The following is a 21,941-nucleotide window of genomic DNA, read 5'->3' as shown; positions in this document are numbered from 1 at the left end:
TCAGCGTGCGGCTATGAGGTTCGTGTGGTCGTCGGCGCGCACGCACGCCACCCGGTGCGAATCCCCCCGCAGCGCGGGGTGCTCCTCCAGACAGTCGTCGCGCACCAGTGGGCATCGCGTGGAGAACCGGCATCCGGGCGGCGGGTCGAGCGGGCTGGGGATCTCGCCGCGCAGCCGGATCCGGGGGCGGCGGTCGGACGGGTCGGGGGGCAGCACCGCTGACAGCAGCGCCTGCGTGTAGGGGTGCTGCGGCCGGCCGAAGACGTCGGCGGTCGGCCCGGTCTCCACGAGCTTGCCCAGGTACATGACGGCCACGTCGTGGCAGTAGGCCGCGACGGTGTCCAGGTCGTGCGAGATGAGCAGGTAGGTGACGCCGAGTTCGGCCTGCACGCTGCGCAACAGCGCGAGGATTCCGGTGCGCACCGACAGGTCCAGCGACGAGGTCGGCTCGTCGAGCACCAGGAAATCCGGGTCGGTCGCGAGCGCCCGGGCGATGCCGACCCGCTGGAGCTGCCCGCCGCTCAGCTCGTGTGGGTAGCGGTCGAGGTGCCGGCTCTCCAGCCTCACCAGGTCCATCAGCTCACCGGCGCGCGCACGGCGGCCCTGCTTGTCGCGGTCGGTGTGCAGCCGCAGCGGCTCGGTGAGCAGCGTCGCGACGGTCATCCGCGGGTTGAGTGATTCGTAGGGGTCCTGGAACACCATGCCGCTGCGCGCTCGCCACGCCCGCAGTTCCTTGGGACGCAGGGTCAGCGGGTCGGTGTCGCCGAAGCGGAGCGTCCCGGCGGTCGGCTCGACCAGCCGCAACAGGCAGCGGCCCACCGTCGACTTGCCCGAGCCGCTCTCCCCCACCAGCCCGAGTGTCTGTCCACTGGGGATGGTGAACGTCACGTCGTCGACCGCGCGGAGGTCGCCCTGGGACGTCCGGAAGGTCTTGACGAGACCTGTGACCTGCACCGTCATCCGCTGGCCTCCTCGTGCGGGAAGTGACACAGTGCGCGGCGCCCGTCCTTGTGCTGCTCGGGCACCGGGGTGCGGCAGATGTCGGCGGCGAACGGGCACCGGTAGGCGTAGTGGCAGCCCTGCGGCAGGTTCGTGAGGTTCGGTGGGAGGCCGAGGTCCGCGGCGTCGGCGTCACGCTGCAGGAGCCGCCGGGTGTAGGGGTGACGCGGGTCGGCGAACAGCTCGGCGCTCGAGCCCTCCTCGACGATCCGGCCGGCGAACATCACGCCGACCCGGTCGCAGAACCGTGCGACGACACCGAGGTCGTGGGTGATCAGCAGGATGGACACGCCCTGCTGATCGACCTTGTCGCGGAGCAGTTCGAGGATCTGCGCCTGCACGGTCACGTCGAGGCCGGTCGTCGGCTCGTCGGCGATGATCAGGCCGGGCTCGTTGACCATGGCGGCGGCGATGAGCACCCGCTGGGCCATGCCACCGCTCAGCTCGTGCGGCAGCGCCTTGGCCCGGCGGGCGGGGTCGGGCACACCGACGTCCTCGAGGGCCTGCACGGCGCGGGCCATCGCCTCCTGGCGGCTGCCGCCGCGGTGCTGGCGGCGCACGGCGGCGATCTGCCGGCCGACGGTGCGCAGCGGGTGCAGGGAGCCTTTCGGATTCTGCACCACCAGCGACAGTTCGTTGCCGCGCAGTTTGCGGTAGCGGTCGTCGGGCAGTCCGACGAGCTCGGTGCCGCCCAGCTCGATGGAGCCAGCGGTGATCCGGCCGCCGGCCGGCGGCATGCCGAGCACCGACCAGGCGGTGAGCGACTTGCCGGCGCCGGTCTCGCCGATCAGGCCGTAGATCTCGCCGCGGCGGACCTCGAAGGTGACCCCGTTGAGCGCGCTGTAGGTCTGGCCGTCGGCGTCGATGTGCATGGCGAGGTCGCGGACACACAGGAGGCTGTGGCTCACTTCCGCCTCCGCGGGTCGAGGTGGTCCTGAAGGCCGTCGGCCAGCAGGTTGAAGCCGAGGGTGAGCACCAGGATGGCGATGCCCGGGACCGTGTAGGGCCACCACTCGCCGGTACTCACGTACTGCGCACCGACTTTGATCATCGAGCCCCACTCGGGGGTGGGCACCTGGATGCCGACACCGACGAACGCGAGGGAGGCGACGATGTTCACCGACCAGGCGAGCCGCACGGCGCTCTGCACGATGACCGGCGGGATCGCGTTGGGCAGGATGTGCCGGACGAGCAGCCGCCACGTCGGGTTGCCCACCGACTGCGCCGCCTCGACGTAGGTCTTCTGCTTGATCTGGATGGTCTCGCTGCGCACCAGGCGCAGGAAGACCGGCGTGTCGACCAGGGCGATGACCAGGATGACGCTGGCGAGGGAGCCCTGCGCGGCGGCCAGCAGGGCCAGCGCGAGCACGAGGATCGGGAAGGCCTGGAACACGTCGGCGGCGCGCATGATCACGGTGTCCAGCCACCCGCCGCGATAGCCGACGATCAGCCCGAGCACCGCACCGGCCACGATCGACAGGGCCACCGCGGCGACGGCGATGACCAGGTCGAGCCGGGCGGCGTAGAGCACCCGCGACAGCACGTCCATGCCGTTGGAGTCGGTGCCGAGCGGGAAGTCACCGCCGGGCGGGCTGAGGATGTGGTCGCTGAATCCCTCGGTGGGCGAGTGCGGGGCGAGCAACGGCGCGAAGACCGCCACGAGCACGTAGACGGCGACGATGACCGCCCCGACGATGCCGAGCACCGGCAGTCGCCGCCGGCGTCGCTTCACCACGACGGGCGCGTCGACGCGTGCCACTGGTCCGCCGGCGACGGAGTCGGGCGGATCGAGGGTGGTCATCGCAGCACCGTCCTCTTGTCGATGAGGCTCACCAGGATGTCGGCGACGAGGTAGACCAGGACGGAGACGACGGCCAGCGTGAGCACGTATCCCTGCACCAACGCGAAGTCGACGTCGGTGACCGCGCCGATGCCGGCCTGTCCCAGGCCGCCCCACGAGAAGATCGTCTCGACCAGCGCGGACCCGCCGAGCACGAAGCCGAAGGTGAGCGCGGAGAAGGTAATGATGGTCGGCAGGCCAAGCTGCAGCACCATCAGCCGGATCCGGGTGTTGGACAGGCCCTGGGCACGTCCATAGCGGATCGCGTCGGTGCCGAGCACTTCCAGCAGCGACGAACGGGCCTGCTTGGCGATGGTGCTGCCGGCCACGACGACGATCGTGACGACCGGCAGCACCAGGTGCCACAGTGCGGACTTGAAGATGTCGAACTGCCCGGCGAGGAGGCTGTCGACCAGCAGGAAGCCGGTGACGTCCTCGGGCGGGGTGTCGAGCAGGCTGAGCCGGCCGATCGGTGAGGGCACCCAGCCGAGCTGGAAGGCGAACACGAAGATCAGCAGCAGCCCCACCCAGAAGATCGGCATCGAGATGCCGCCGAGCGTCACGACCCGTGCCACATGATCGGTGGCCTTGTTGTGCCGCAACGCGGAGACGAACCCGATCGCGGTGCCGACGACGACCGACAGGACCATGCCGATCACGACCAGCTCCAGGGTTGCCGGGAGCCGTTCGGCGATCTCGGTGGTGACAGGGCGGTTGCTCACCCAGGACACCCCGAGATCACCGGTGACGAGGCTGCGCAGGTAGTAACCGAACTGAACCAGGATCGGTTCGTCGAGATGCAGTTGCTCCTCGACGGCCCTGATCTGCTCGGCGTCGGCCTCCGGCCCTGCGATGAGCACCGCTGGGTTGGCGTCGCCGGTGCGGATCAGCACGAACGTGACCAGCACGATGCCGAGCAGCAACGGGGCAACCACCAGCAACCGCCGGACCAGCCAGCGCAGCATTGTCAGCTCCTCTGTCTCGGTGTGCTCAGCCGCGCTTGAGGTCGTGCCAGCGGGGCTGCTGCTCCGCGTGCCAGACCCAGCCCTGGATGTCGGACTTCATGACGCCGTAGGCGCCGGGGAGCCAGACGTTGGCCCAGGTCGCGTCCTGCATGTGGAGCTTCTGCGCCTGCTCGAGCAGGCCACAGCGGACCGACTCGTCGGTGGTCGCGTTGGCTCGCTTGACCAGGTCGACGAGCTGCGGGTTGTTGTAGTTGTTCCGGTCGGCCGAGCCGGTCGGCACCGAGGACAGCGCCAGGCTGTAACCGGCGTCGGGGATCTGGGTCTGCTCGAAGAGGACGAAGAACGGCAGGTCGCGCTTGCCGATCGCGGAGCGGGCGAGCATGTCAGCGCTCGGGATCTTCTTCAGCGACGCCCGGATGCCGACCTTCTCCAGCGATGCCTTGAGCTGGACGGAGAGCGCTTCGTCCCAGACGTTGTAGTCGGAGTAGGTCAGCTCGACGTCGACCCCGTTGGGGAACCCGGCCTGGGTCATGAGCTGCTTGGCCTTGTCGAAGTTGGTGTCGTAGAGCGGCACGTTGGTGGCGCACTGGAAGCCCGGCGGCACCGAGCCGGTCGGGGCCTGGCCGAAGCCGTAGAACACCGCGTTCTTGATCGCGTCCCGGTCGACCGCGTGGTTGACCGCCTGCCGGACCAGAGGGTTGTCAAACGGCGGGAAGTTCGGATTCATCAGCGCCCGCACCTGCAGGTTACCGACGACCGAGCGCACCTTGACCGACTTCACCGCGGCGAGGTCCTGCAGCTGCTTGGGCGTGGGGTCCTCGATCCAGTCGACCTCACCGCGCTGGAGCAACTGCACCCGGTTCGACGAGTCCGGCACCTCACGGTAGATGACCTTGGTGAAGTACGGCTGGCCGCGGTAGAAGTTCGGGTTGGCGGTGAACACCGCCTGCGTGCCGGCCTGCAGGCTCTCCAGCTGGTAGGCGCCGAAGCCGGCATGGTTGGTCTTCAGCCACTCCAGGGCCCACGGGTCAGCGGCGGTGGCGTGCTTCTTCATCTCGGTCGAGTCGTAGATGTTGGGCACGTAGAGGGCGAGCGCTCGCAGGAACACCGGGCTCGGCGCCGACAGCGTGAACTTCACGTGCTGGGGGTCGACCACCTCGATGCTCTTGACGTTGGTCGCGGTGGCGATGAAGTTGCCGGTGCGCTTCTGCGCGATCGACTTGTCCCAGCTCCACTTGACGTCGTCGGCGGTGAGGGTGTTGCCTCGGGCGCTCTTCACGCCCTGCCTGAGGCTGAAGGTGTAGGTGAGGCCGTCGGCGGAGGTCTCCCAGGACTCGGCCAGCCGCGGCTCGACCTTGTCGCCCTGGACCTGCCGGGCGCCGGACTCGTTGGGCTCGCTGGCCGCGAAGTCGACGAGGGGCTCGTTGAGCTGGGTGACGGCCGCCTGCGAGCCGGGTTGCAGCACGTCGCCGTCGAAGCCGGCCGGCACGCTGCTGGCCGCGACGACCATGGTGCGGTTCTCGGCGCCGCCGCCGGCCTTGTCGTCGGCTCCGGAGCAGCCGGCCGCGGCGAGTAAGGCGACCGCGGTCCCGGCCGCGGTCAATGCACGCTTGCGCATCGGGTCACTTCTTTCCGTAAGATTCGATGACTTCGGGCCGGCGCCAGTCGCGCAGCGTGCCCGGTTTGGTGCGCCAGGGGCGTTCTACAGAGGAATCGATCAGCCGGTCCTGCTGCTCGCGCAGCCACCGGATCCGGTCGAGGTCGACCCGGGCGTGGTGGATGCCGGGTTCGGTGCTCTCCACGAGGATCTCCTCGGGTGAGCAGATCATCGCGAGGCCGCCCCGGCCCGGGCCGGCGATGTTGGAACAGATCGCGGTGCCGGCGAGGTTTTCGATGGCGCGGGCGAACCCGAGGGTCCGCCAGGTGTCGAACAGCCGCCCAGGCCCGGTGAGGCCGGCGGGCATCACGATCAGCTCAGCGCCTTTGAGCGCGAGGATCCGGGCCAGTTCGGGCACGTAGATCTCACTGCACACGAGCAGCCCGACCGGGCCGAACGTGGTGTCGAAGACCGGGAGGTCGTCGCTGGTCACCCAGTCGAAGTCCCAGTGGATACCGCCGCGGTACACCCAGGGGGCGTGCGACGGCGAGGTGCGCCGGTACCGGCCGATCTCGGTGCCGTCCGGCCCGGCGAGCAGCAGCGAGTTCCAGGCGCGGTCGGTGGAGCCGTCGACCGGCTCGGCGAACCCGGTGACGAGGTGCACCCCGGCCTCGCCGGCCAGCGCGGTCATCTCCTCGACCGGGGTCCAGTCGATCGGGCGGCGCCACGGGCCGGGAAAGCTCTCCGGGAACACGACGAACTGGGCGCCGGCGTCCGCGGCACGCAGGGTCTGTTCCCTGGCGATGGCAAGGTTCCGTTCGCGGGCCCCGTCGCCGAAGACGGTCGGGGTGGTGACGACGGCGACGTCGACCGAGGCGTTCACGTGTACGCCGCGACGATGTCGACGGTGGACACCGGGGTCCGGCCGGCGAACCGGTCGGCCAGCCAGTCGACGGCGGCCCGCATGGCCTCGTGCATCACGCCGCCGAGCACATGGCCCTCGTCCTCGTAGATGCGCACCTCGATCGGGCCGCTCACCGCCTCGGCGAGGCGGCGGGCCTCGGCCGGCGGGGTCAGTTCGTCCCACTCGCCGACCAGGAACATCGACGGGCAGGTGATGAGCTTCTCCCGGCCGGCGATCGACACCTCGGTCATCAGCTCGTCGAACGCGGCGCCGTCGAGTCCGGTCATGTAGCCCAGGCGGGCCCGGCGGCTCGGGGGCTCGTCCGCGAGCATCTGCACGTTGTCGTAGAAGAACCCGCCTTCGACCCCTGCCACCGCCATGACCCGGTTGTCCTGAGCCGCCAGCGAGAAGCCGAAGTAGCCGCCGGTGCCGATCCCGAAGACACCGACCCGGGCGGCGTCGATGTCCGCGCGGGCGGTGAGCAGGTCGATGGCCCGGGATCCGGTCTCCTCGACGTTGCGAGCGGTGAGCTTGATGCCCTGCAGCGCGCTGAACCCGTGGCCGGGCGGGTCGAGGGCGAGCACGGCGATCCCGCGCTCGGCGAAGACGTTGCGTCCGGGCACCGGCAGGTACTCCTTGGTCATGTCCATGCCGGGGTACAGCACGACCGCCGGGTGCGGGCCGGGCCCGTCCGGCAGGTGCAGGAGCCCGGCGCAGTCACCGGCGGTGACCCGCTCGATGCGGCCGTGACCGTGCTCGATGACCATGTCGTAGTCGTCGTTGAGCCGCTGGTAGAGCGCGACCTTGCCGGCGGTGTCGGCGAACATGCCCCACCGCGCTCGGGCCAGGCCGAGCACAGCGCGGTGATAGGTCTCCGCCGCGGTGAGCGTGTGTCCCTTGCGGAGCTCGTCGGCCGCACGCGCCTCGTGGTGCAGTGCCGTCTGGTACCACAGCTTGGGCATGGCCGACATGGTGCGGACCTTGCCCATGGTGCGGGTGATGTCGGTGTGGTTGAAGCCCATCTCCAGCAGCGTGCCCATGACGTCGGGCCAGAGGACGTCGAGACCGCCCGCCCTGAGCAGCCGGTCGAGGACCCATCGTTCCTGCATGGTGTCAGTCCTTCTTGCTCAGGTTGTCGGTCAGCCAGTCGACGCACTCGCGCAGGGCTTCGTGGGCGACGCCGCCGAGCACGTGGTTCTCGCCCTCATGGACGATCAGGTGTTTCGGTCCGCCGAGCCCGGCGTGCAGGCGCTCCACGTCGGCGAGCGGGCAGAGTTCGTCCTCCTCACCGGTAGCGATCAGGTAGGGGACGGTGACCTGGCCTTCACGGCCGTCCATCGTCATGCCGCGCAGCACTTCGTGCAGCGCGTCGCCGGTCAGGCCGGTCATCTGGGCGAGCTGCACGCCGAACGTCGGCTGCGACTCCTGGATGAACCGGACCTTGTCGTAGAACACGCCGCCCTCGAACGACACGCCTGCCCGGATCCGCGGCTCCAGCGTGCACAGCGACGCCGCGAAGTAGGAGCCGAGGCTGATGCCGAACACGCCGATCCGGTCCGGATCCACCTCGGGCCGGGTCTGCAGCAGGTCGACCGCGGCGCTGCCGGCCTGCTCGGCGTTGCGCTCCCGCAGATGTACGCCCCGCTGCAGCGCGGCTCCGTGGCCGGGCGGGTCGAGCACCAGCACGGCGAGTCCGCGCTCGGCGAAGATGTTGCGGCCGGGCACCGGCAGGTACTCCTTGGTCATGTCCATGCCCGGGTAGAGCACGACCGCCGGGTGTGGGCCGGGCCCGTCCGGCAGGTGCAGGAGCCCTGGAACGTTGTTCACGACGACCCGCTCGATCCGGTCGGGGCCGAGTTCGATGACCTTGTCGTAGGCGGCGTCGAGTTCGCGGTACACCTCGGTGCGCTCTTCGCCGGTGAAGCCCCACCGGGCCCGCACGAAGCAGCCGGCCGCGCGGTGGTAGGTCTCCGCGGCGGTCAGGGTGTGGCCCTTGGCAAGCTCGTCCTCGGCGCGCCGCAGGTGCTGCCGGCCGAGCCGGTGCCACGCTCGGGGCATCGCGGCCAGGTGCTTGACCCCGCCCATGGCCCGCTGGATGTCGGCGTGCTGAAACCCCATCTCCAGCAACGTGCCGGTGACGTCGGGCCACAGTACGTCCAACCCACCGGACCGCAATAGGCGGTCCAACACCCAACCATTCCGCATGTACGACCACCGTTCCACTGAGAGGTACGCGGTTTCGAAGACCATATCCGCGTGATCAAGGGTAGGTCCAGCCACAACGTGCAAAAACTTTGCACGTTGAGGTAGCGGACAGGGTAATTCCGGACGTAAACGGCGCGGATCGTCGGCATCGTTCCGCTGAGCGGAACGTTCTGAGTCGCGCGGTATGCAAGGCGCGCACCGCCACTCCAGGAGGGTGCGGACCGGCTGCCGCGGGTCGGGTCGAGCGGCGGCTCGCAGAATGTGTCGGCCCGAAGCGGAGCACGGCACCGACCCGGAGCGGCTCGATGCGCAGGTCGTCCTCGGCGGCATACCCAGACACTGGAACTGGAACTGGAACTGGAACTGGAAACGCCGGCTACCACGATCCGGACGTGGCCAACGGCGGCATCTTGGAGCAGGTCGCCACTTCGACGCGTCCCGCTCCTACGATCCCGGCTCGACGATCCTGCGCATAGCGCAGCGCGTCCTCGAACGCGGCCCGCCCGACGCTGAGCGCCCGGGCGGCCACCTGGATGCGCCCGGTCTCCAGCCCGGTCATCATCTGCGCGAAGCCGTGCCCGGGCTCACCGCCCACCACGGCGTCCGCCGGCGCGACGTACCCGTCGAACGACAGCTCGCAGCTCTCGACCCCTTTGTACCCAAGCCTGGACAGGTCCCGGGAGACGACGAGTCCCGGCCCGTGTTCGACAAGCAGGAGGCTCACCCCGCGATGGGTGGGCACCGCCGCGGGGTCGGTCTTGCACAGCAGTGCGATGAGCCGCGAGCGCCGCGCATTGGTAATCCAGGTCTTCGCGCCGGTGATCACGTAGTGTTCACCGGCCCGGCGCGCCGTGGTCGTCATGGCCTGCAGGTCCGAGCCGCCGCCCGGTTCGGTCAGGGCCATCGTGGCCCGCATCGCGCCGGTCGCCATGTCGGGCAGGTGCCGCGCTCGCTGCTCGTCCGTGCCGAAGGCCAACAGCAGCTTGGCCACCACGGTGTGCCCCCATCGCGCCCGCCAGGCTCATCCAGCCGCGCGCCAGCTCCTCGGTGACCATGCCGCGATCCGGTCGTGATCGCGGCCGTTGACGCACCGGTCAAGCGCGGGGTCCGTCGATGTACGGGGTGTACCGGCACCGCCGGGAGGTGACGTACCAGGGCTGCTCCGCGATGACGGCCCGCTTCGGCCCCCGCTGGGCCGCCTTCCGGTCCGGTCCGTCGAGCACGTCGAGGTCCGCGAGATCGTGCAGGACGAAGCAGTTGTGTTCCCCGGGCTGTACCCCAGGGGCGTACAGGCGCCGGATGCGCAACCACGACGGCGCGTTCAGCAGCAGCGGCGAGTGTTCGCTGTCGTACCAGTCGTCGAAGGCCGGCAGCGCCTCCGGCGGCACGGCGAAGCTGACCATCAGCAGGTAGGCCGTCGCCTGCGCCACCGGACCGGAGTGGTAGACCAGATCGCACTCCAGCCCGCCCACCGCCCCCGGATGCAGCAGCGCCATGCCGGACCCGGTGTCGTCGTCCGCCACGTACCGCTCTCCCGGCCCGGCGGCCACGATTTCGTCGAGCGGAGCCCGGAGCAGCGTGATCTGCGAGCTGTTCACATCCGTTCCCTTCCGCGCGGGGCGCTCCGAAGACCCGTCACCGGCGACGCAGACGTCAGCCGGTCACGGTTCGCCTCGTCGGTCATGACACACCACCCGCCGTCGCCGGCCGGGCCGGCTGTGCGGCTGCGCCAACGGGATCCGCGGTGGCGGAGATGTTCTGTGCGGCCGGGGCCTGCGGCGACTGGAGCGCGTGGTAGGCGCCCTGGAAGTACAAGAGCGGACCGGCCGGGTCGCCGGCCGGGTCGGCGGTGTCCCACGGCTGCTCGGCCAGGCCGATCCCCCGGACCCGGCCGACGACGATGTAGTGGCTACCGGCCGGAAAGCACCGGTAGATCTCGCAGTCGAGGAAGGCGAGCGAGCCCTTCACCGCCGGAGCTGTCCACTGCGGACCGGAGAGGAGCCACTCGGGTGGCAGCACCTTCGTGCCGCCCGGTCGCGAGCAGTGGTCCGAGATCGGCTCCGCGCCGGAGACGAGGAGGTTGACTCCGAAGTACCCCGAGCGCAGCAGTCGTTCGTACGTCCGGGTCTCGTGGTGCAGGCAGATCAGGACGAGCCGTGGATTCATCGAGACCGAACTGAACGCGGTTGCCGTCATGCCGATCGGTGACCGGTCGGCGGAGTGCGTGGTGATGAGCGTGACGCCGCTGGCATGGCGGCGCATCGCCTCCTTGAAATTTCCCGGCGAGTCGCCGGCCGACACCATCGCCAAGGTGTCCCCCAAGTCTTCAGTCAAATATCACGGCTCGGTCGAGCAGATTCCGCTGTCAGCTCGTCGCCGGCGCGGCGTTCGGGCGGGCGACGAAGCGGCCGCGGGGCTCACCGACGATCGCGCCGTCCCGAAGGACCGGCGCGCCACGCAGGAACACGTCGCCTGGTCCACCAGGACGAGGTGCCTGCCGCGCGCTCCGCTCACTGACGGTTCAGCCGGCCGTGCTCATGACGTGAGCAGTGCCAGCGGGCGCACCGGGGAACCGGTGGCGCCCACGAGCTTGAGCGGGGCCAGCACGAACCCGAACTCGGCCGCGCCCGTCTCGGCGAGCCGGCTCAGGTCCATCACTTCGACGATGTTGATGCCCGCCTCGACCAGCAGGATCCGGTGTACCGGCAGCGTGGCGTGGCCGGCACCCGGCGCGATTGCCTCGTACGCGATCGTCTCGGCGCCGGTGACGGCGACGCGGCGGGTGGCGAGCCATTCGGCCGCTGCCGGGCCTGGACCAGGCGCCCCGCCGACCTGGCCGAGGAAGCGGGCGGGATCGGTGTAATGGGCCGACCAGCCGCTGCGGATCAGCACGGCGTCCCCGGCCTGGACCGTGACGCCGGCCCGTTCTTCCGCCGCGGCCAGGTCCTCGGCCGTGACCACGTAGTCGTCGGGCAGGACCTCGACGCCGTGCAGCGCGGCGATGTCCAGCATGATGCCCCGGCACGTCAGCGGCTCGAACGAGTCGACGCCGTGCACCGCGAAGCCGGTGTGGCTGGTCACCTCGTCGGCCACGACGCCGCCGTGCAACCGGCCGTCCTGCGACACGTGCGCCAGCGCGTCCAGATGCGTGCCGACGTGACCACCCATCACGATGACCTCGTTGGCCGCCGACCCGCCGTCCGGCCGCATCATGTCGCCGTGACGCCGCAACAGCGCGAGCTGAAACGCCGGATGGTTCGGCGACACCGGGATGCCGCGCCGCAGCTCGTGGGCGAGGTCGACGACCCGGGCCTCCCGCAGCGCCTGCCAAAGCTTCACTGTCTCCTACCCCCGAACGTTCCGGCGACCATGGCCCGGTGCCCGCTCATCCGCCGAGTGTGGCGGCTCGGTCATGAGCGGCGCCCATCTCGATCCGGAGCTTCCGGGCGATCTCCCGGAACTCCGGTTCCTCGACCATCTCGATGGACCGCGGCCGGGGGAAGTTGACCTCTGTGATTGACTGGATGTGCCCGGGCGAGGTGGCCATCAGCACGATCCGGTCGGCGAGGAACACCGCTTCCTGGATCGAGTGCGTGACGAAGACGGCGGTCTTGCGACTCTCCAACCAAATGCGCTGCAGTTCGACGTTCATCGCGTCGCGGGTCTGCGCATCCAGCGCGCCGAACGGCTCGTCCATGAGCAGCAGCGGCGGGTCGTGCGCCAGGGCCCGCGCCAGCGACACGCGCTGCTGCATGCCGCCGGAGAGCTCGCGGGGGTACTTGTCCGCGAAGTTGTTCAGCCCGACCAGATTCAGCAGCGCCAACCCGCGTTCGCGCCGCTCGGCCGCCGGGATCCCGGACAGCTCGGCGGACAGCTCGACGTTGCCCAGCGCGGTACGCCACGGCATCAGCGTCGCTTCCTGGAATACGAAACCGATGGGGCTGCGGTCCTGGTGGATACTCGACGAGCTTTCGAACTCGATCGACCCCGAGCTGGGCGCCTCGAGCCCACCCAGCAGCCGCAGCAGCGTCGTCTTGCCACACCCTGACGGCCCGAGCAGGACCAGGAACTCACCCTCCTCAATCGTGAGGTCGACGTTGGCGAGAGCGCGAACCTCACGGTCGGTCCCAGGGTTGAACGTCTTGTTGGCGCCGTGAACGGACATGAGCTTCATTGCTTCGGTCTCCCAGGTCGCGATGCGGTTGCGGGTCAGACGGTGCTGCCGACGCGGTCAGGTACGGGCGCGGGCACGCTCGGGAGCAGTCCAGGCCGGGCACCGCGAACGACCTCGACGACCTCGTCCGGACGGGCCGGCACGGTGTCCCCGCGCCAGGCGACGTGCCCGTCCGGGCGGACCAGCACGTACCGGCGCTCGAACAGGGCCGCGGCGGCGCCGGTGCGCAGGCGCGCGGAGCTGATCGGCAGACCTGCGGCGCGAGCCGCCGACAACAGCGGCTCGGCCGGAGCCTCGTCGGCGTCCGGGGCGATGACCAGAGTGAACTGGTCGCCGAGGTAGTCCAGCGTGCTGACCCCCTCGCCGTCCCACGCGTGCGGCGCCCGGCAACCGGGCCAGCTCGACTGGACCACCCGCGTCGGGTCGTCCGGAGGTTCCGGCGTCCCGTCGGCCACGCAGATCGGGGAACGCGAGTAGCGGTACCCCAGGTGCAACCCTGCGCTGTTGAACTGGCGGGACACCCACTCGGCCTTGCCGCGCAGTTCGGTGCGCGCCGCCTCGCCCTCCGGCCCCGGAGCCAGTACCGCCCGGTCCGTCTCGGCCATCACGATGTCGAGCCGGTCGGAGTTCATCGCCGAGAGCAGGCCGTTGCGGATCGCGATCGGCTTGCGTTCCGTCTCGTAGCTGTCCAGCAGGTGCTCCCCGGCCCAGCCGGTGAGATACCCGTCGAGCTTCCAGGCCAGGTCCCAGGCATCGCCGATGCCGGTGTTCATGCCCAGGCCGCCGGTCGGTACGAACAGGTGTGCCGCGTCCCCCGCCAGGAAGACGTTGCCCACCCGCCACCGGTTCGCCACCGACTGGTAATGCTTCCAGTGGGTGACCTTGAGCAGCTCGAAGTCGAACGGCTTGCCGACCGCCTTGGCCAGCACGTCGGCCGCGTCCAATTCCCGGGTCGACTTGCTCGGGTCGAGGAAGTAGTACTGGTAGTTCCACAGATCGCTACCGTCGATCGCGGTGAAGACGCCGAAGCTGTCGGGGTGCAGGGTGAAGTACAGGTTCGCCAGCCCACGCCCGTGCACGTCGATGAAGTCCGGGCAGCGGAAGAGGAAGCTGACGTTGTCCCGCATGGCTCCCCGCCCGACGAAGCGCACGCCGAGCGCTTTGCGGACGACGCTGCGTCCGCCGTCGCAGCCGACCAGCACTCGCGAGCGGACCCGCCGCCGGGCGCCGGAACGGTGCTCGATGACCGCCTCGACCCCGGAGGCGTCCTGGGTGAACTCGGTCAGGGTCCAGCCGTAGAACGTCTTGGCGGCCTCGTACCCGCTGAGGTGGGAGCGCAGGATCGGCTCCAGCGCCTGCTGACCGATCTGCGTCTTGCCGTACGGGGACCAGTCGACCTCGGGGAAACGGTGGCTGTCCGCGCCACCGCGCATCTCGGCCCGGGACGCCGACCGGAAGCGGTGCAGCTCGTGCTTGGCCAGTTCGGTGGCGAACACGATGAAGTACGGATGGTCCGGGGGGATCGCGGCGTCCTCGACCGCGCCGGCGATCCCCCATCTGCGGAACAGCTCCATGGTCCGGGCACCGACGAGCGTCGCCTTGGGATGCTCGGTCTCCGACTCACGGGTCTCGACGACGGCGCAGGCGATTCCCCGCCGGGCCAGCTCGGTCGCCAGCGACAGGCCGACCGGCCCGCCGCCGGCGATCAGCACCGGTACGTCGAGCACCGGACCCCCGAGGGGCTTGCCGCCGGCCGGCGCCCGGTTCGCAGGAGCGTTCACGCCTTGGCCTTGTCGATGTAGGACCGGTCCAGGAACTCCTTCGGGTCGGCGATCCGCTTGATCATGCCGGCGCTGTGCATCAGCTTGACCGTCGAGACCCAGTCCTCCTCGATGAGGTCGAGCATCCCGCTCTCGCCCTTGTTGGCCGTCCACGTCGCGAGCTGGGCCGGGAACTGCTCGTCGAAGGTCTTGCGCTTCGCCTCCGCGTTGTACTTCTGCAGGGCATCGAAGACGGCGCCGCGGTTCTTCTCGTCCGCGGCGAACTTCATCCCGTTCAGCAGTGCGCGCAGGAACCGGACCGGGACGTCGCCGATGTCGGTCTTGGACGCCATCGTCCACGAGGAACCGGCCAGGCGGACGTGGTCCTCCGGTTTGAGTACCGTGAGCTTCTCGCCGGACTCCTCCTCGATGGCCTTGCGGACGTAGTTGTGCACGATCCAGCCGTCGACGTCGCCCTTGAGCATGAACTGGTATCCGGCGGCCCCGGCGCCCACCACGACCAGCTTGATCTCGTCGCGCTTGACACCGGCGGACTCGGCCAGCAGGTGCACCAGTTGCTCGGTGGCGCCGCCCTCGGACGCCACGCCGATCCGCTTGCCGCGCAGTGCGCCCGGTTCGGCGATCGGCTTCTTGCTGAGCGAGCCGATCTCCCAGATGTCGCTGTGCTGCACGGTCCCGATCACCTTGAGGGGAGCGCCCTCGTTGATGATCGCCGGTAGCGCGGTCCGGCCGGCCCTCGTGTAGTGGGCGACGCCGCCGATGATCGCCTGGAGTGCCGACGAGCTGCCCGTCCCGCTCTGCAGGTCGGCGTTGATGCCTTCTTTGGCGAAGAAGCCCTGATGCCCGGTCACGAGCATGTCGAGGAAGCTGACACTGAAGTCGGCCGGGGCCATGACGATCTGCTTGACGAGCGCCGCCGCGTTCGGATCGGCCGGCGAATCCTCGTCACCGCAGGCGGACAGGAGCGGGACCGCCATGAGCCCCGCGGCGCCCATGCCGAGGAACCGCCGACGGGAAAAGACGGAAGGAGCCGGACCGTTGCTCGTGCTGTTCTGAAGGAATCTGTGCTGAGACATGACTGCACCCTCTCGTCGCGAACCGCGACCTCTTGGTCCAGACGCTTAGCGCCGGGAGCTTCTGACCGAGTCGTGCCACGGGACCAGGACACGGTTCACCGCGATGATGGCCGAGTAGAGAAGGAAACCAAGGAGCGCGATCATGATGATCGCACCGAACACGCGGGCGATCTGCAGGTCGTTCTGCAGCATCACGAGATACCGGCCGAGCCCCTCGTTGCCGCCGAGGTACTGGCCGACGATCACACCGATCGTCGCCGTGACGATGGCCAACTGGGCTCCGGCCATGGTGTAGGCGAGCGTGTAGGGCAGCTCCAGCTTGCGGAACCGCTCCCATTGGCTCGCCTTCAGCGACACCATCAGCTCGTTGAGCGACTTCGGGATCGACCTGACACCGAAAGCCGTGTTGATGAGGAAGGGGAAGAACGCGCTCAGCGCGGCGATGACGACTTTCGAGAACGACCCGAAGCCGAACCACAGCAGGAAGAGCGGGATCAATGCAATCATCGGTACGACCTGGGAAGCCACCAGGAACGGACGGGTCATCCGCTCCAGCAGCTCCCACTTGCCGATGAAGAAGCCCAGGGGAATGCCGAGGACACACGCCAGGAGCAGGCCGAACACGATCTCGTAGAACGTCGTCCAGATGTGGCCGGTCCAGACATAGGGCGTGGTAATCTGCTCACCGAACGCCACCGCGACCTCTTTGGGCCGGGGCAGGACGAACTTCGACATATCGGTGATGACCACGTACAGGTCCCACGCGGCGATGAAAAGGATCACCAGGACCGGTGTGGAGATCCACGAGAACCGCGGATATCTTACCAGAGCCCGCCAGCGTCCGCCCTTTCGGGCCGGAGCCGCAGACTTCGGATACACAGCGGACGTTGATGCCATGCGAGCTCCGTTCAGTACACCGGCCTTCAAATCCGGGCTAAGCGCTGTAGATGGACGGCATGATGCTGCCCCGTTCACGTAGTCCGTCGATCGACTTGCGGAGCAGTTCCCGCCCTTCCTGCCAGTGCTGGATGGGAGAGTCCTTCCACATGTCGACCGGACGGTGCCGTGCGCTCTGGTACACATGCGCGAACATCTCCGGCATCAGCTGTGCCGCGAAGTTCAGGCCCATGCTGTTGCGCTCGAAACGCAGACGTTCGATATCGATGGTGCCGATCACCGTGGCCTCACCCGGCCCGCCGATCTCCGCGATCGTCGTGCCGTTGAAATCGATGACCTCGGAATGCCCGTGCGAACGCATGCTCGGCGGGATCAGTGTGCTCTGGCGTTGCGCGAACGCCAGATCCGGCGCGTCGGTCCAGATGCCCTCATCGGTCTTTGCGTAGTACGCCGCGTGGTTGGCCGACGCGAGGTAGACCTTGTTCTCGTAGGCCCGGGTCGCCTTCGCGCGCCGCCACGCCGGCCGGTGCGCGCCGTACGGCTCGCCGGTCGGGTGCAGGATCAGCTCCGCACCACGGATCATGAGCGAGCGTGCCACCTCGGGGAAGGTGACGTCGTAGCAAACCATCATCCCGATCCGGCCCAGCGGCGTGTCCGCCACCGGGAACAGCCCCTCCAGCCCGTACCGGTCCAGGTACTCGGACAGCACGTCGCCGGGGCTGGTGTTCGTGGCCCGGCCGGTCACGCTGCCGCAATGGATTTTCCGGTACTTCAGGATGACCTCACCGCGGTCGTCGATGAGGAACGCGGTGTTGAACCAGCGGCCAGGCCAGTCGGGGTCGACCTCGAAGGCGTTGCCGGCGATGTAGATGCCCTTCTCCACCGCGACTGCGCTGAGCCGGTCGATCTCCGGCCCGGGGATCGTCACGCAGACGGCCGTCATTTCCTCGACCGTCTCGAAGTGGTCGTAGCCCTGCAAGGAGAACTCGGGCAGCAGCGCCAGCTTGGCGCGGCCGAAGCGTCCCGTCGAGTAGTCGATCAGCGACAGGATCCGGTTGATGTTCGTCTGGATGACCTCGTCGCGGTCGTTCGCGTCCGTGATCTGGCGAATGGGGGACTGGATGCACGCGACTCCGTAAGGCGCGATGGCCACGACACACTCCCGTTTCTTCAGCTTGGTTGGTTCCGCCGGACCTGGTGTTGGCCCGAGCCGTGAGCGGCTCGCTCAGAAGGAGCGGGATGCCTACCGGTTGATTGCGCAAGCGTTGTTCCGATATGGGGAACGCCGTATCTGCTGCTGCTGTGACGGTAGGGGCTCGTCTGGAGATCCGTCAAGGCTTCCGCATCGATCGCGACGTGACAGTCGCCGTGATCGACAGCAGACCGGCGATCTTCCCCAACCGGGACGCCGGTGCGCGAAGCCTGCCGCAACCGGCCCCGATCAGGTATTTGCCGTCATGATGAGGTAGCCGCCCGACGTCGGTGCGGCCCCGAACTCACCGCCCGCGGGACGCACGCACCCACGCAACCAGCGGAGCCGGCGACGCACTGGCACCGAGTGCGCCGCGACGCGCGTTCCGCTGTGCGGTCCCCGGTAACTGCCTGGTTCCGCCGGCGAGATGCGGCGCTGTTCCCCCGGGACTCAGGCCGGGGTGCTGAGGCGCTCGTGCAGGCGTCGCAGCGCCGCGCTCGGCGAGCGCGTGGCCGCCTCCGGACGGCCGACCGCGTCCAGCAGCGCCCACGCGCCAGCGAGGTTCGAGGAGAGCATCGGGACGTCCACCTCCCCGGCCCGCCGGTCCAACGCCTCCAGACTCGGGGCTCCCGTTCCGACCACGAGCAGCACGGAACCGTCCGGACCGGGGAAGACGCCCGAGTCGAGCACCCGGTCGAGCACGTCCTGCACCTGGGCCGGGCCGAGGTCGTAGATCGCACCGGTGCCGGGGATCTCGACCACGTCGCGTACGGCGTACCCCTCGCTCCCCCAGAACAGCGCGCACCGCTCCGTCAGCCAGGACGGGTACGGGGACAGCAGCACCAGCGAACGGGCGCCGAGGCGGGAGAGCACGGTGCGGATCGCCCCGGCGGCGGTGACCACCACGGCACCCAGCCGCTGGCCGGCGTCGCGGCTCCAGCGCGCGTCCCCGCCGGCCCCCAGGGGGTAGGAGGAGCCGGTGCAGGCCACCAATGCCGCCTCCGGCTCGAGCCCTCGCAAGGTGTCCAGCGCAGGCAGCGTGTCATCGACGTAGTGCGCCAGACGGTCGGCCATGCTCAGGCCGGGCAGGATGGGCAGCCGGGCGACGTGCGGGACGACGTCGGACGGCAGCACCCGGTGCAGTTCCGGCTCGACGGTCGGATTCGCCGGCGGGACGACAACTCCGACGCGGATCAGGCCGCCGGACCTCGGGTGTGCGTTCATCGAAGCCCCCAACCGTACCGCTGGGCGGAACAGAGTTCTCTCAACAGCAACATGATCGGGAACTTAGCGCACGCCGGCACGGCTTCGCACGGGCTGAACGGCCAGCCCCGGCAGTGGCGACCGAGCCTGCACCGGCCAGCCCACGGACGGCCGAGCGCCGGCCTGAGCATGGACATATTGCGCCTGAGTAGCTAACCTGACTTAGGTATCGAGCTATGGTAGGGGTGTTCATTGATTGCATCACAGGTCGCCACCCTCGCAGTCCGGCTCTCCACGGAAGGGCTCGGGGAGGAGGCCCGCGCCGCCGCGACCGCCGCCCTCGAGGCCTGCCAACCCCGGGACGGCACGGCCTGCGGCGGGGACGCCGTGGTGGACGCCGCGATCCGCGACGCTGCCTTCGGCGCGGACGCCGGGTCGGCCGACCCGCTCACCCGGGCGCTGCGATACGCGGCGGACGCCCCCTGCGACGCGCGCTGGCAGTGGCGAGTCGTCGCGGCCGCCCTGGCCGGGCAGCCCGGCGGCGATCGGGCCGCGGAGGCGGCGCTCATCGGTGCGGAGGTCGCCCACCGGCTCGCGATGGCGCTCGACGGCCCGGTGTCGTCGGCGTGGGACGCCCCCGGCCGCGTCGGCGTGATCGGCGCGGCAGTCGCGGCCGGTCTCGCCGGTGGCGCGGACGCCGGCCAGCTCGCGTCCGCCGTCGCCATCTCGGCGAGCCTGACCAGTGGGCACCAGGTGCACGCCGGTACCCCGCTGGGACGCCTGCACCCCGGCTTCGCCGCCGCGGCCGGCGTGCTCGCCGCGAGCCTGGGCCGCCGCGGCGTGACCGGCTCCCCGACAGCCGTCGAGGGCCCCAGAGGACTGTTCCACGCGTACGGCGAGCGCGACGCCGCGGCCGGACTGCTGGACGGGTTCGGCACCACCTGGCACGTGCTCGACAGCCGGCCGGCGACCGCCGCCTGGGAACGCCCCGCCGAGCCGGCCGACCGCGACGGCGAAGACGACCTGACCGACCAGCTCGCCCACTTCGCGAGCGCCCTACGCCTCGACGACCTGCCGGAGCCGGTGCGGCATGCGGGCCGGCGGACCCTGGCCAACGTGGTGGGGCTCGCCGTCGACGCGGCGGGCCACCCTGCGGTCGAGCTCGTCGCCGCCACCCTGCGGGACCTGGACCTGTACGGCACCACCGCCGTGCTCGGGCGCGCCGAGCCGGTTTCGCCGTACGCGGCGGCGCTGCTCATGGGGTACGCGATGCACGTGGAGGACTTCGACGACACGCACCTGCGGACCGTCCTGCATCCGGGCGCGCCGGCGGTGGCGGCGGCACTGGCCGCCGCACAGGTGGCGGCGGCACCCGGCGTGGACGTGCTCGCCGGTGTGGTGGCGGGCGTGGAGGTGGGTAGCCGCCATCCCGTCATCGACGCCGCCATCGCGGTCCGGGCCGCCGGTCTGGTTGCTGCCGACATCGAACGGGTTGTGGCCACCGTACGGCCGGTCGTGCTGGAGGTGATGGGCGTCGCGGAGCCGCGCGACGGGCTGCAGAGCAAGTTCTCCGTCTACCACTGCTTCGCCGTCGGGCTGTTGGACGGAGGAGCCGGACCGGCCCAGTACAGCGACGCCCGCGCCACCGACGCCGCCGTGGTGGACCTGCGCCGCAAGGTCGAGGTGCTGACCGACCCGCAGATGCCCAAGGACGCGTGCCGGGTGGAGGTCGTGGACCGGAAAGGCGTCCGGCACCTGTTCGTGGTCGAGCACGCCACCGGCAGCGTGGCGGCGCCGATGACCGACGCCCAACTGGCCGACAAGTTCCGGCTACTGGCAGGACCGGTGCTCGGCGAGCGCGCGGAAGACCTCTGGCGGGCCGTGATGGCGCTGGACGAGGCAGAGCGGATAGCCGACCTCTTCGCCCTGGCGGTTCGGCCGTGAGCGCCCCCGAGGTCCTCCCGACTCTGGCCGCGAAGGCCAACCCCGGCCACACCGCCCTGGTCCTGGCCGACATGTGCGACGACGTCCTGAGCCCGCGAGGCAATACGGTCGAGGACGCACTCCCGCCCAGGTCTCCGGCGGCACCGGTCACGAGCCCGGCGCTCAACCAAGGTGAGCTACTTCAGGAAGCCGGGTCCAGGGGGTTGATGCGTCACAGTCGGGCCGGCGCGGACGACCGGGCCGCCTTGTTGCGCTTCGCCGGGTGCTCCTGCGCCGGGGCGGGCTGGGAGAGGAGGCTGGCGCGCAGGCTCTCACCCATCGGGGAGCCGGCCTTGATGCCGACGAAGAACGCCAGCACCACGAGCACCGCCTGGCGCTGGTCCTCGGTGAGCTGGCGGTGGAACAGCGCCGTATGGGCCTCGACCTGGTCGTTGATCTCGGCCAGGACCGGGCCGACCTTGGCGGTGGCGACCACGCGGGTCATCCGCTTGTCCTGGTCGGTGCGCTGCCGCTCGACCAGGCCGCGCACCTCCAGGTCGCGGATCAGCCGCGAGGCGAACGCGGGGGACCACGTCGAGGCGTTCGGCGAGCTGGCTGACCGTCAGCGGCTCGTCCATCACCCCGAAGATCTGGATGAGCGCCTGGTGCGCAAGGGGGTCGAAGCCGTGGTCCCGGGCCGCGTCCTCGACGATCCGGATCACCTTGCGGATCACGTACCGCGCCGTGGCGACCGCCTGGACATAGGTCTTCTGGTCGGTGACCCTGTCCTGGCCACTCTGCATCCAGGCCGCGAGCGCGATCTCGGTCTCGTTCACGTGCGTCCCTCCGCCGCCCATTAAGAACCTGACGTATCACACCAGAAATACGTACACAGGATCGTTATGCCGGCGCCATAGTACTCCGGCAGCGACACGAAGGCGGTACTCGACCGGACCGAGCGGGTCACGAGGCCAGCGGGGTGTACGTCCGGCGGCGTGAGGTGGCGCTCCACGGTTCGGCCGGCTTGTGACCCTGCTGCGCGGCCGCCGGGCCGGGCGGGGCGCACAGCAGCACGCCGGCGGAGAGGTACCGGCCGCCGCCTCGTACTCCCAGCCGACCGGCTCGGAGACGACGACGGCCTTGCCGTGCCGCCGCAGGGTCTCGAACGCGCCCCGCAGGTCCTGC

Annotated in this window: 21 protein-coding genes; 2 read left to right on the top strand and 19 right to left on the bottom strand. The window is 69.8% G+C overall.

The features are described from left to right. The 18 genes from AB0H83_RS32565 to AB0H83_RS32480 form a co-directional block, all read right to left on the bottom strand. Entirely contained in the window at positions 1–960 is a 960-nt protein-coding gene (locus AB0H83_RS32565; RefSeq protein ID WP_360101724.1) for an oligopeptide/dipeptide ABC transporter ATP-binding protein, read from the bottom strand. Further along, positions 957–1,907 carry an ABC transporter ATP-binding protein gene (locus tag AB0H83_RS32560; protein ID WP_360101722.1) on the bottom strand — a complete coding sequence of 317 codons (951 nt, stop codon included), beginning with the start codon at positions 1,905–1,907 and terminating at the stop codon, positions 957–959. Before AB0H83_RS32560 ends, AB0H83_RS32565 begins: the two co-directional genes overlap by 4 nt. Beyond that, complete coding sequence (locus tag AB0H83_RS32555; RefSeq protein ID WP_360101720.1) at positions 1,904–2,800, bottom strand: ABC transporter permease; 897 nt, start codon at positions 2,798–2,800, stop codon at positions 1,904–1,906. Before AB0H83_RS32555 ends, AB0H83_RS32560 begins: the two co-directional genes overlap by 4 nt. Beyond that, on the bottom strand, positions 2,797–3,804 hold the full coding sequence (locus AB0H83_RS32550) for an ABC transporter permease (protein WP_360101718.1): 1,008 nt from the start codon (positions 3,802–3,804) through the stop codon (positions 2,797–2,799). The genes AB0H83_RS32555 and AB0H83_RS32550 overlap by 4 nt, the downstream gene beginning before the upstream one ends. Before the next feature lie 25 nt (positions 3,805–3,829). After that, positions 3,830–5,422: an ABC transporter substrate-binding protein gene (locus AB0H83_RS32545; RefSeq protein ID WP_360101716.1), complete on the bottom strand. Its 1,593-nt coding sequence runs from the start codon at positions 5,420–5,422 to the stop codon at positions 3,830–3,832. 4 nt (positions 5,423–5,426) lie between these two features. Beyond that, complete coding sequence (locus AB0H83_RS32540; RefSeq protein WP_360101714.1) at positions 5,427–6,284, bottom strand: carbon-nitrogen hydrolase family protein; 858 nt, start codon at positions 6,282–6,284, stop codon at positions 5,427–5,429. Beyond that, complete coding sequence (locus tag AB0H83_RS32535) at positions 6,281–7,414, bottom strand: prolyl oligopeptidase family serine peptidase (RefSeq protein ID WP_360101712.1); 1,134 nt, start codon at positions 7,412–7,414, stop codon at positions 6,281–6,283. The genes AB0H83_RS32540 and AB0H83_RS32535 overlap by 4 nt, the downstream gene beginning before the upstream one ends. Positions 7,415–7,418: 4 nt before the next feature. After that, positions 7,419–8,465 (bottom strand): alpha/beta hydrolase, encoded by a 1,047-nt coding sequence (locus tag AB0H83_RS32530; protein WP_360101710.1) that lies wholly within the window; start codon positions 8,463–8,465, stop codon positions 7,419–7,421. Positions 8,466–8,886: 421 nt separating this feature from the next. After that, positions 8,887–9,504, bottom strand: a complete 618-nt coding sequence (locus tag AB0H83_RS32525) for an acyl-CoA dehydrogenase (RefSeq protein ID WP_360101708.1) — start codon at positions 9,502–9,504, stop codon at positions 8,887–8,889. 100 nt (positions 9,505–9,604) lie between these two features. Beyond that, positions 9,605–10,108: a hypothetical protein gene (locus AB0H83_RS32520; protein ID WP_360101706.1), complete on the bottom strand. Its 504-nt coding sequence runs from the start codon at positions 10,106–10,108 to the stop codon at positions 9,605–9,607. 82 nt (positions 10,109–10,190) lie between these two features. Then, positions 10,191–10,832 carry a flavin reductase family protein gene (locus AB0H83_RS32515; RefSeq protein WP_360101704.1) on the bottom strand — a complete coding sequence of 214 codons (642 nt, stop codon included), beginning with the start codon at positions 10,830–10,832 and terminating at the stop codon, positions 10,191–10,193. Between the two features lie 213 nt (positions 10,833–11,045). Beyond that, complete coding sequence (locus AB0H83_RS32510) at positions 11,046–11,849, bottom strand: cyclase family protein (protein ID WP_360101702.1); 804 nt, start codon at positions 11,847–11,849, stop codon at positions 11,046–11,048. Positions 11,850–11,895: 46 nt separating this feature from the next. Next, positions 11,896–12,675, bottom strand: coding sequence for an ABC transporter ATP-binding protein (locus AB0H83_RS32505; protein ID WP_360101700.1), 780 nt, complete (start codon positions 12,673–12,675; stop codon positions 11,896–11,898). Positions 12,676–12,719: 44 nt separating this feature from the next. Then, positions 12,720–14,465 (bottom strand): FAD-dependent monooxygenase, encoded by a 1,746-nt coding sequence (locus AB0H83_RS32500; protein ID WP_360101698.1) that lies wholly within the window; start codon positions 14,463–14,465, stop codon positions 12,720–12,722. Continuing rightward, a complete protein-coding gene (locus AB0H83_RS32495; protein WP_360101696.1) occupies positions 14,462–15,460 on the bottom strand; it encodes an ABC transporter substrate-binding protein in 999 nt (332 codons plus the stop codon). The genes AB0H83_RS32500 and AB0H83_RS32495 overlap by 4 nt, the downstream gene beginning before the upstream one ends. 126 nt (positions 15,461–15,586) lie before the next feature. Beyond that, positions 15,587–16,324 (bottom strand): ABC transporter permease, encoded by a 738-nt coding sequence (locus AB0H83_RS32490; protein WP_360101694.1) that lies wholly within the window; start codon positions 16,322–16,324, stop codon positions 15,587–15,589. Positions 16,325–16,475: 151 nt separating this feature from the next. Beyond that, on the bottom strand, positions 16,476–17,591 hold the full coding sequence (locus tag AB0H83_RS32485) for a nitrilase-related carbon-nitrogen hydrolase (RefSeq protein WP_360101692.1): 1,116 nt from the start codon (positions 17,589–17,591) through the stop codon (positions 16,476–16,478). 489 nt (positions 17,592–18,080) lie between these two features. Continuing rightward, on the bottom strand, positions 18,081–18,854 hold the full coding sequence (locus AB0H83_RS32480; RefSeq protein WP_360101690.1) for a hypothetical protein: 774 nt from the start codon (positions 18,852–18,854) through the stop codon (positions 18,081–18,083). A 231-nt stretch (positions 18,855–19,085) separates the two neighbouring features. Between AB0H83_RS32480 and AB0H83_RS32475 the strand changes: the two genes are divergently transcribed. Next, positions 19,086–20,777 carry an MmgE/PrpD family protein gene (locus AB0H83_RS32475; protein WP_360101688.1) on the top strand — a complete coding sequence of 564 codons (1,692 nt, stop codon included), beginning with the start codon at positions 19,086–19,088 and terminating at the stop codon, positions 20,775–20,777. A 211-nt stretch (positions 20,778–20,988) separates the two neighbouring features. Here the strand turns inward: AB0H83_RS32475 and AB0H83_RS32470 are convergent, their stop codons facing one another. Then, complete coding sequence (locus AB0H83_RS32470) at positions 20,989–21,306, bottom strand: MarR family winged helix-turn-helix transcriptional regulator (RefSeq protein WP_360101686.1); 318 nt, start codon at positions 21,304–21,306, stop codon at positions 20,989–20,991. Between AB0H83_RS32470 and AB0H83_RS32465 the strand changes: the two genes are divergently transcribed. Beyond that, the gene (locus AB0H83_RS32465; protein ID WP_360101865.1) at positions 21,242–21,616 is read left to right on the top strand and encodes a hypothetical protein; all 375 of its coding nucleotides are present in this window, start codon (positions 21,242–21,244) and stop codon (positions 21,614–21,616) included. The genes AB0H83_RS32470 and AB0H83_RS32465 overlap by 65 nt on opposite strands. Positions 21,617–21,941 lie beyond the last annotated feature (325 nt).

This window comes from Dactylosporangium sp. NPDC050688, assembly GCF_040654515.1.
Lineage (GTDB): Bacteria > Actinomycetota > Actinomycetes > Mycobacteriales > Micromonosporaceae > Dactylosporangium.
This window is presented reverse-complemented; position numbering and strand designations above follow the sequence as displayed.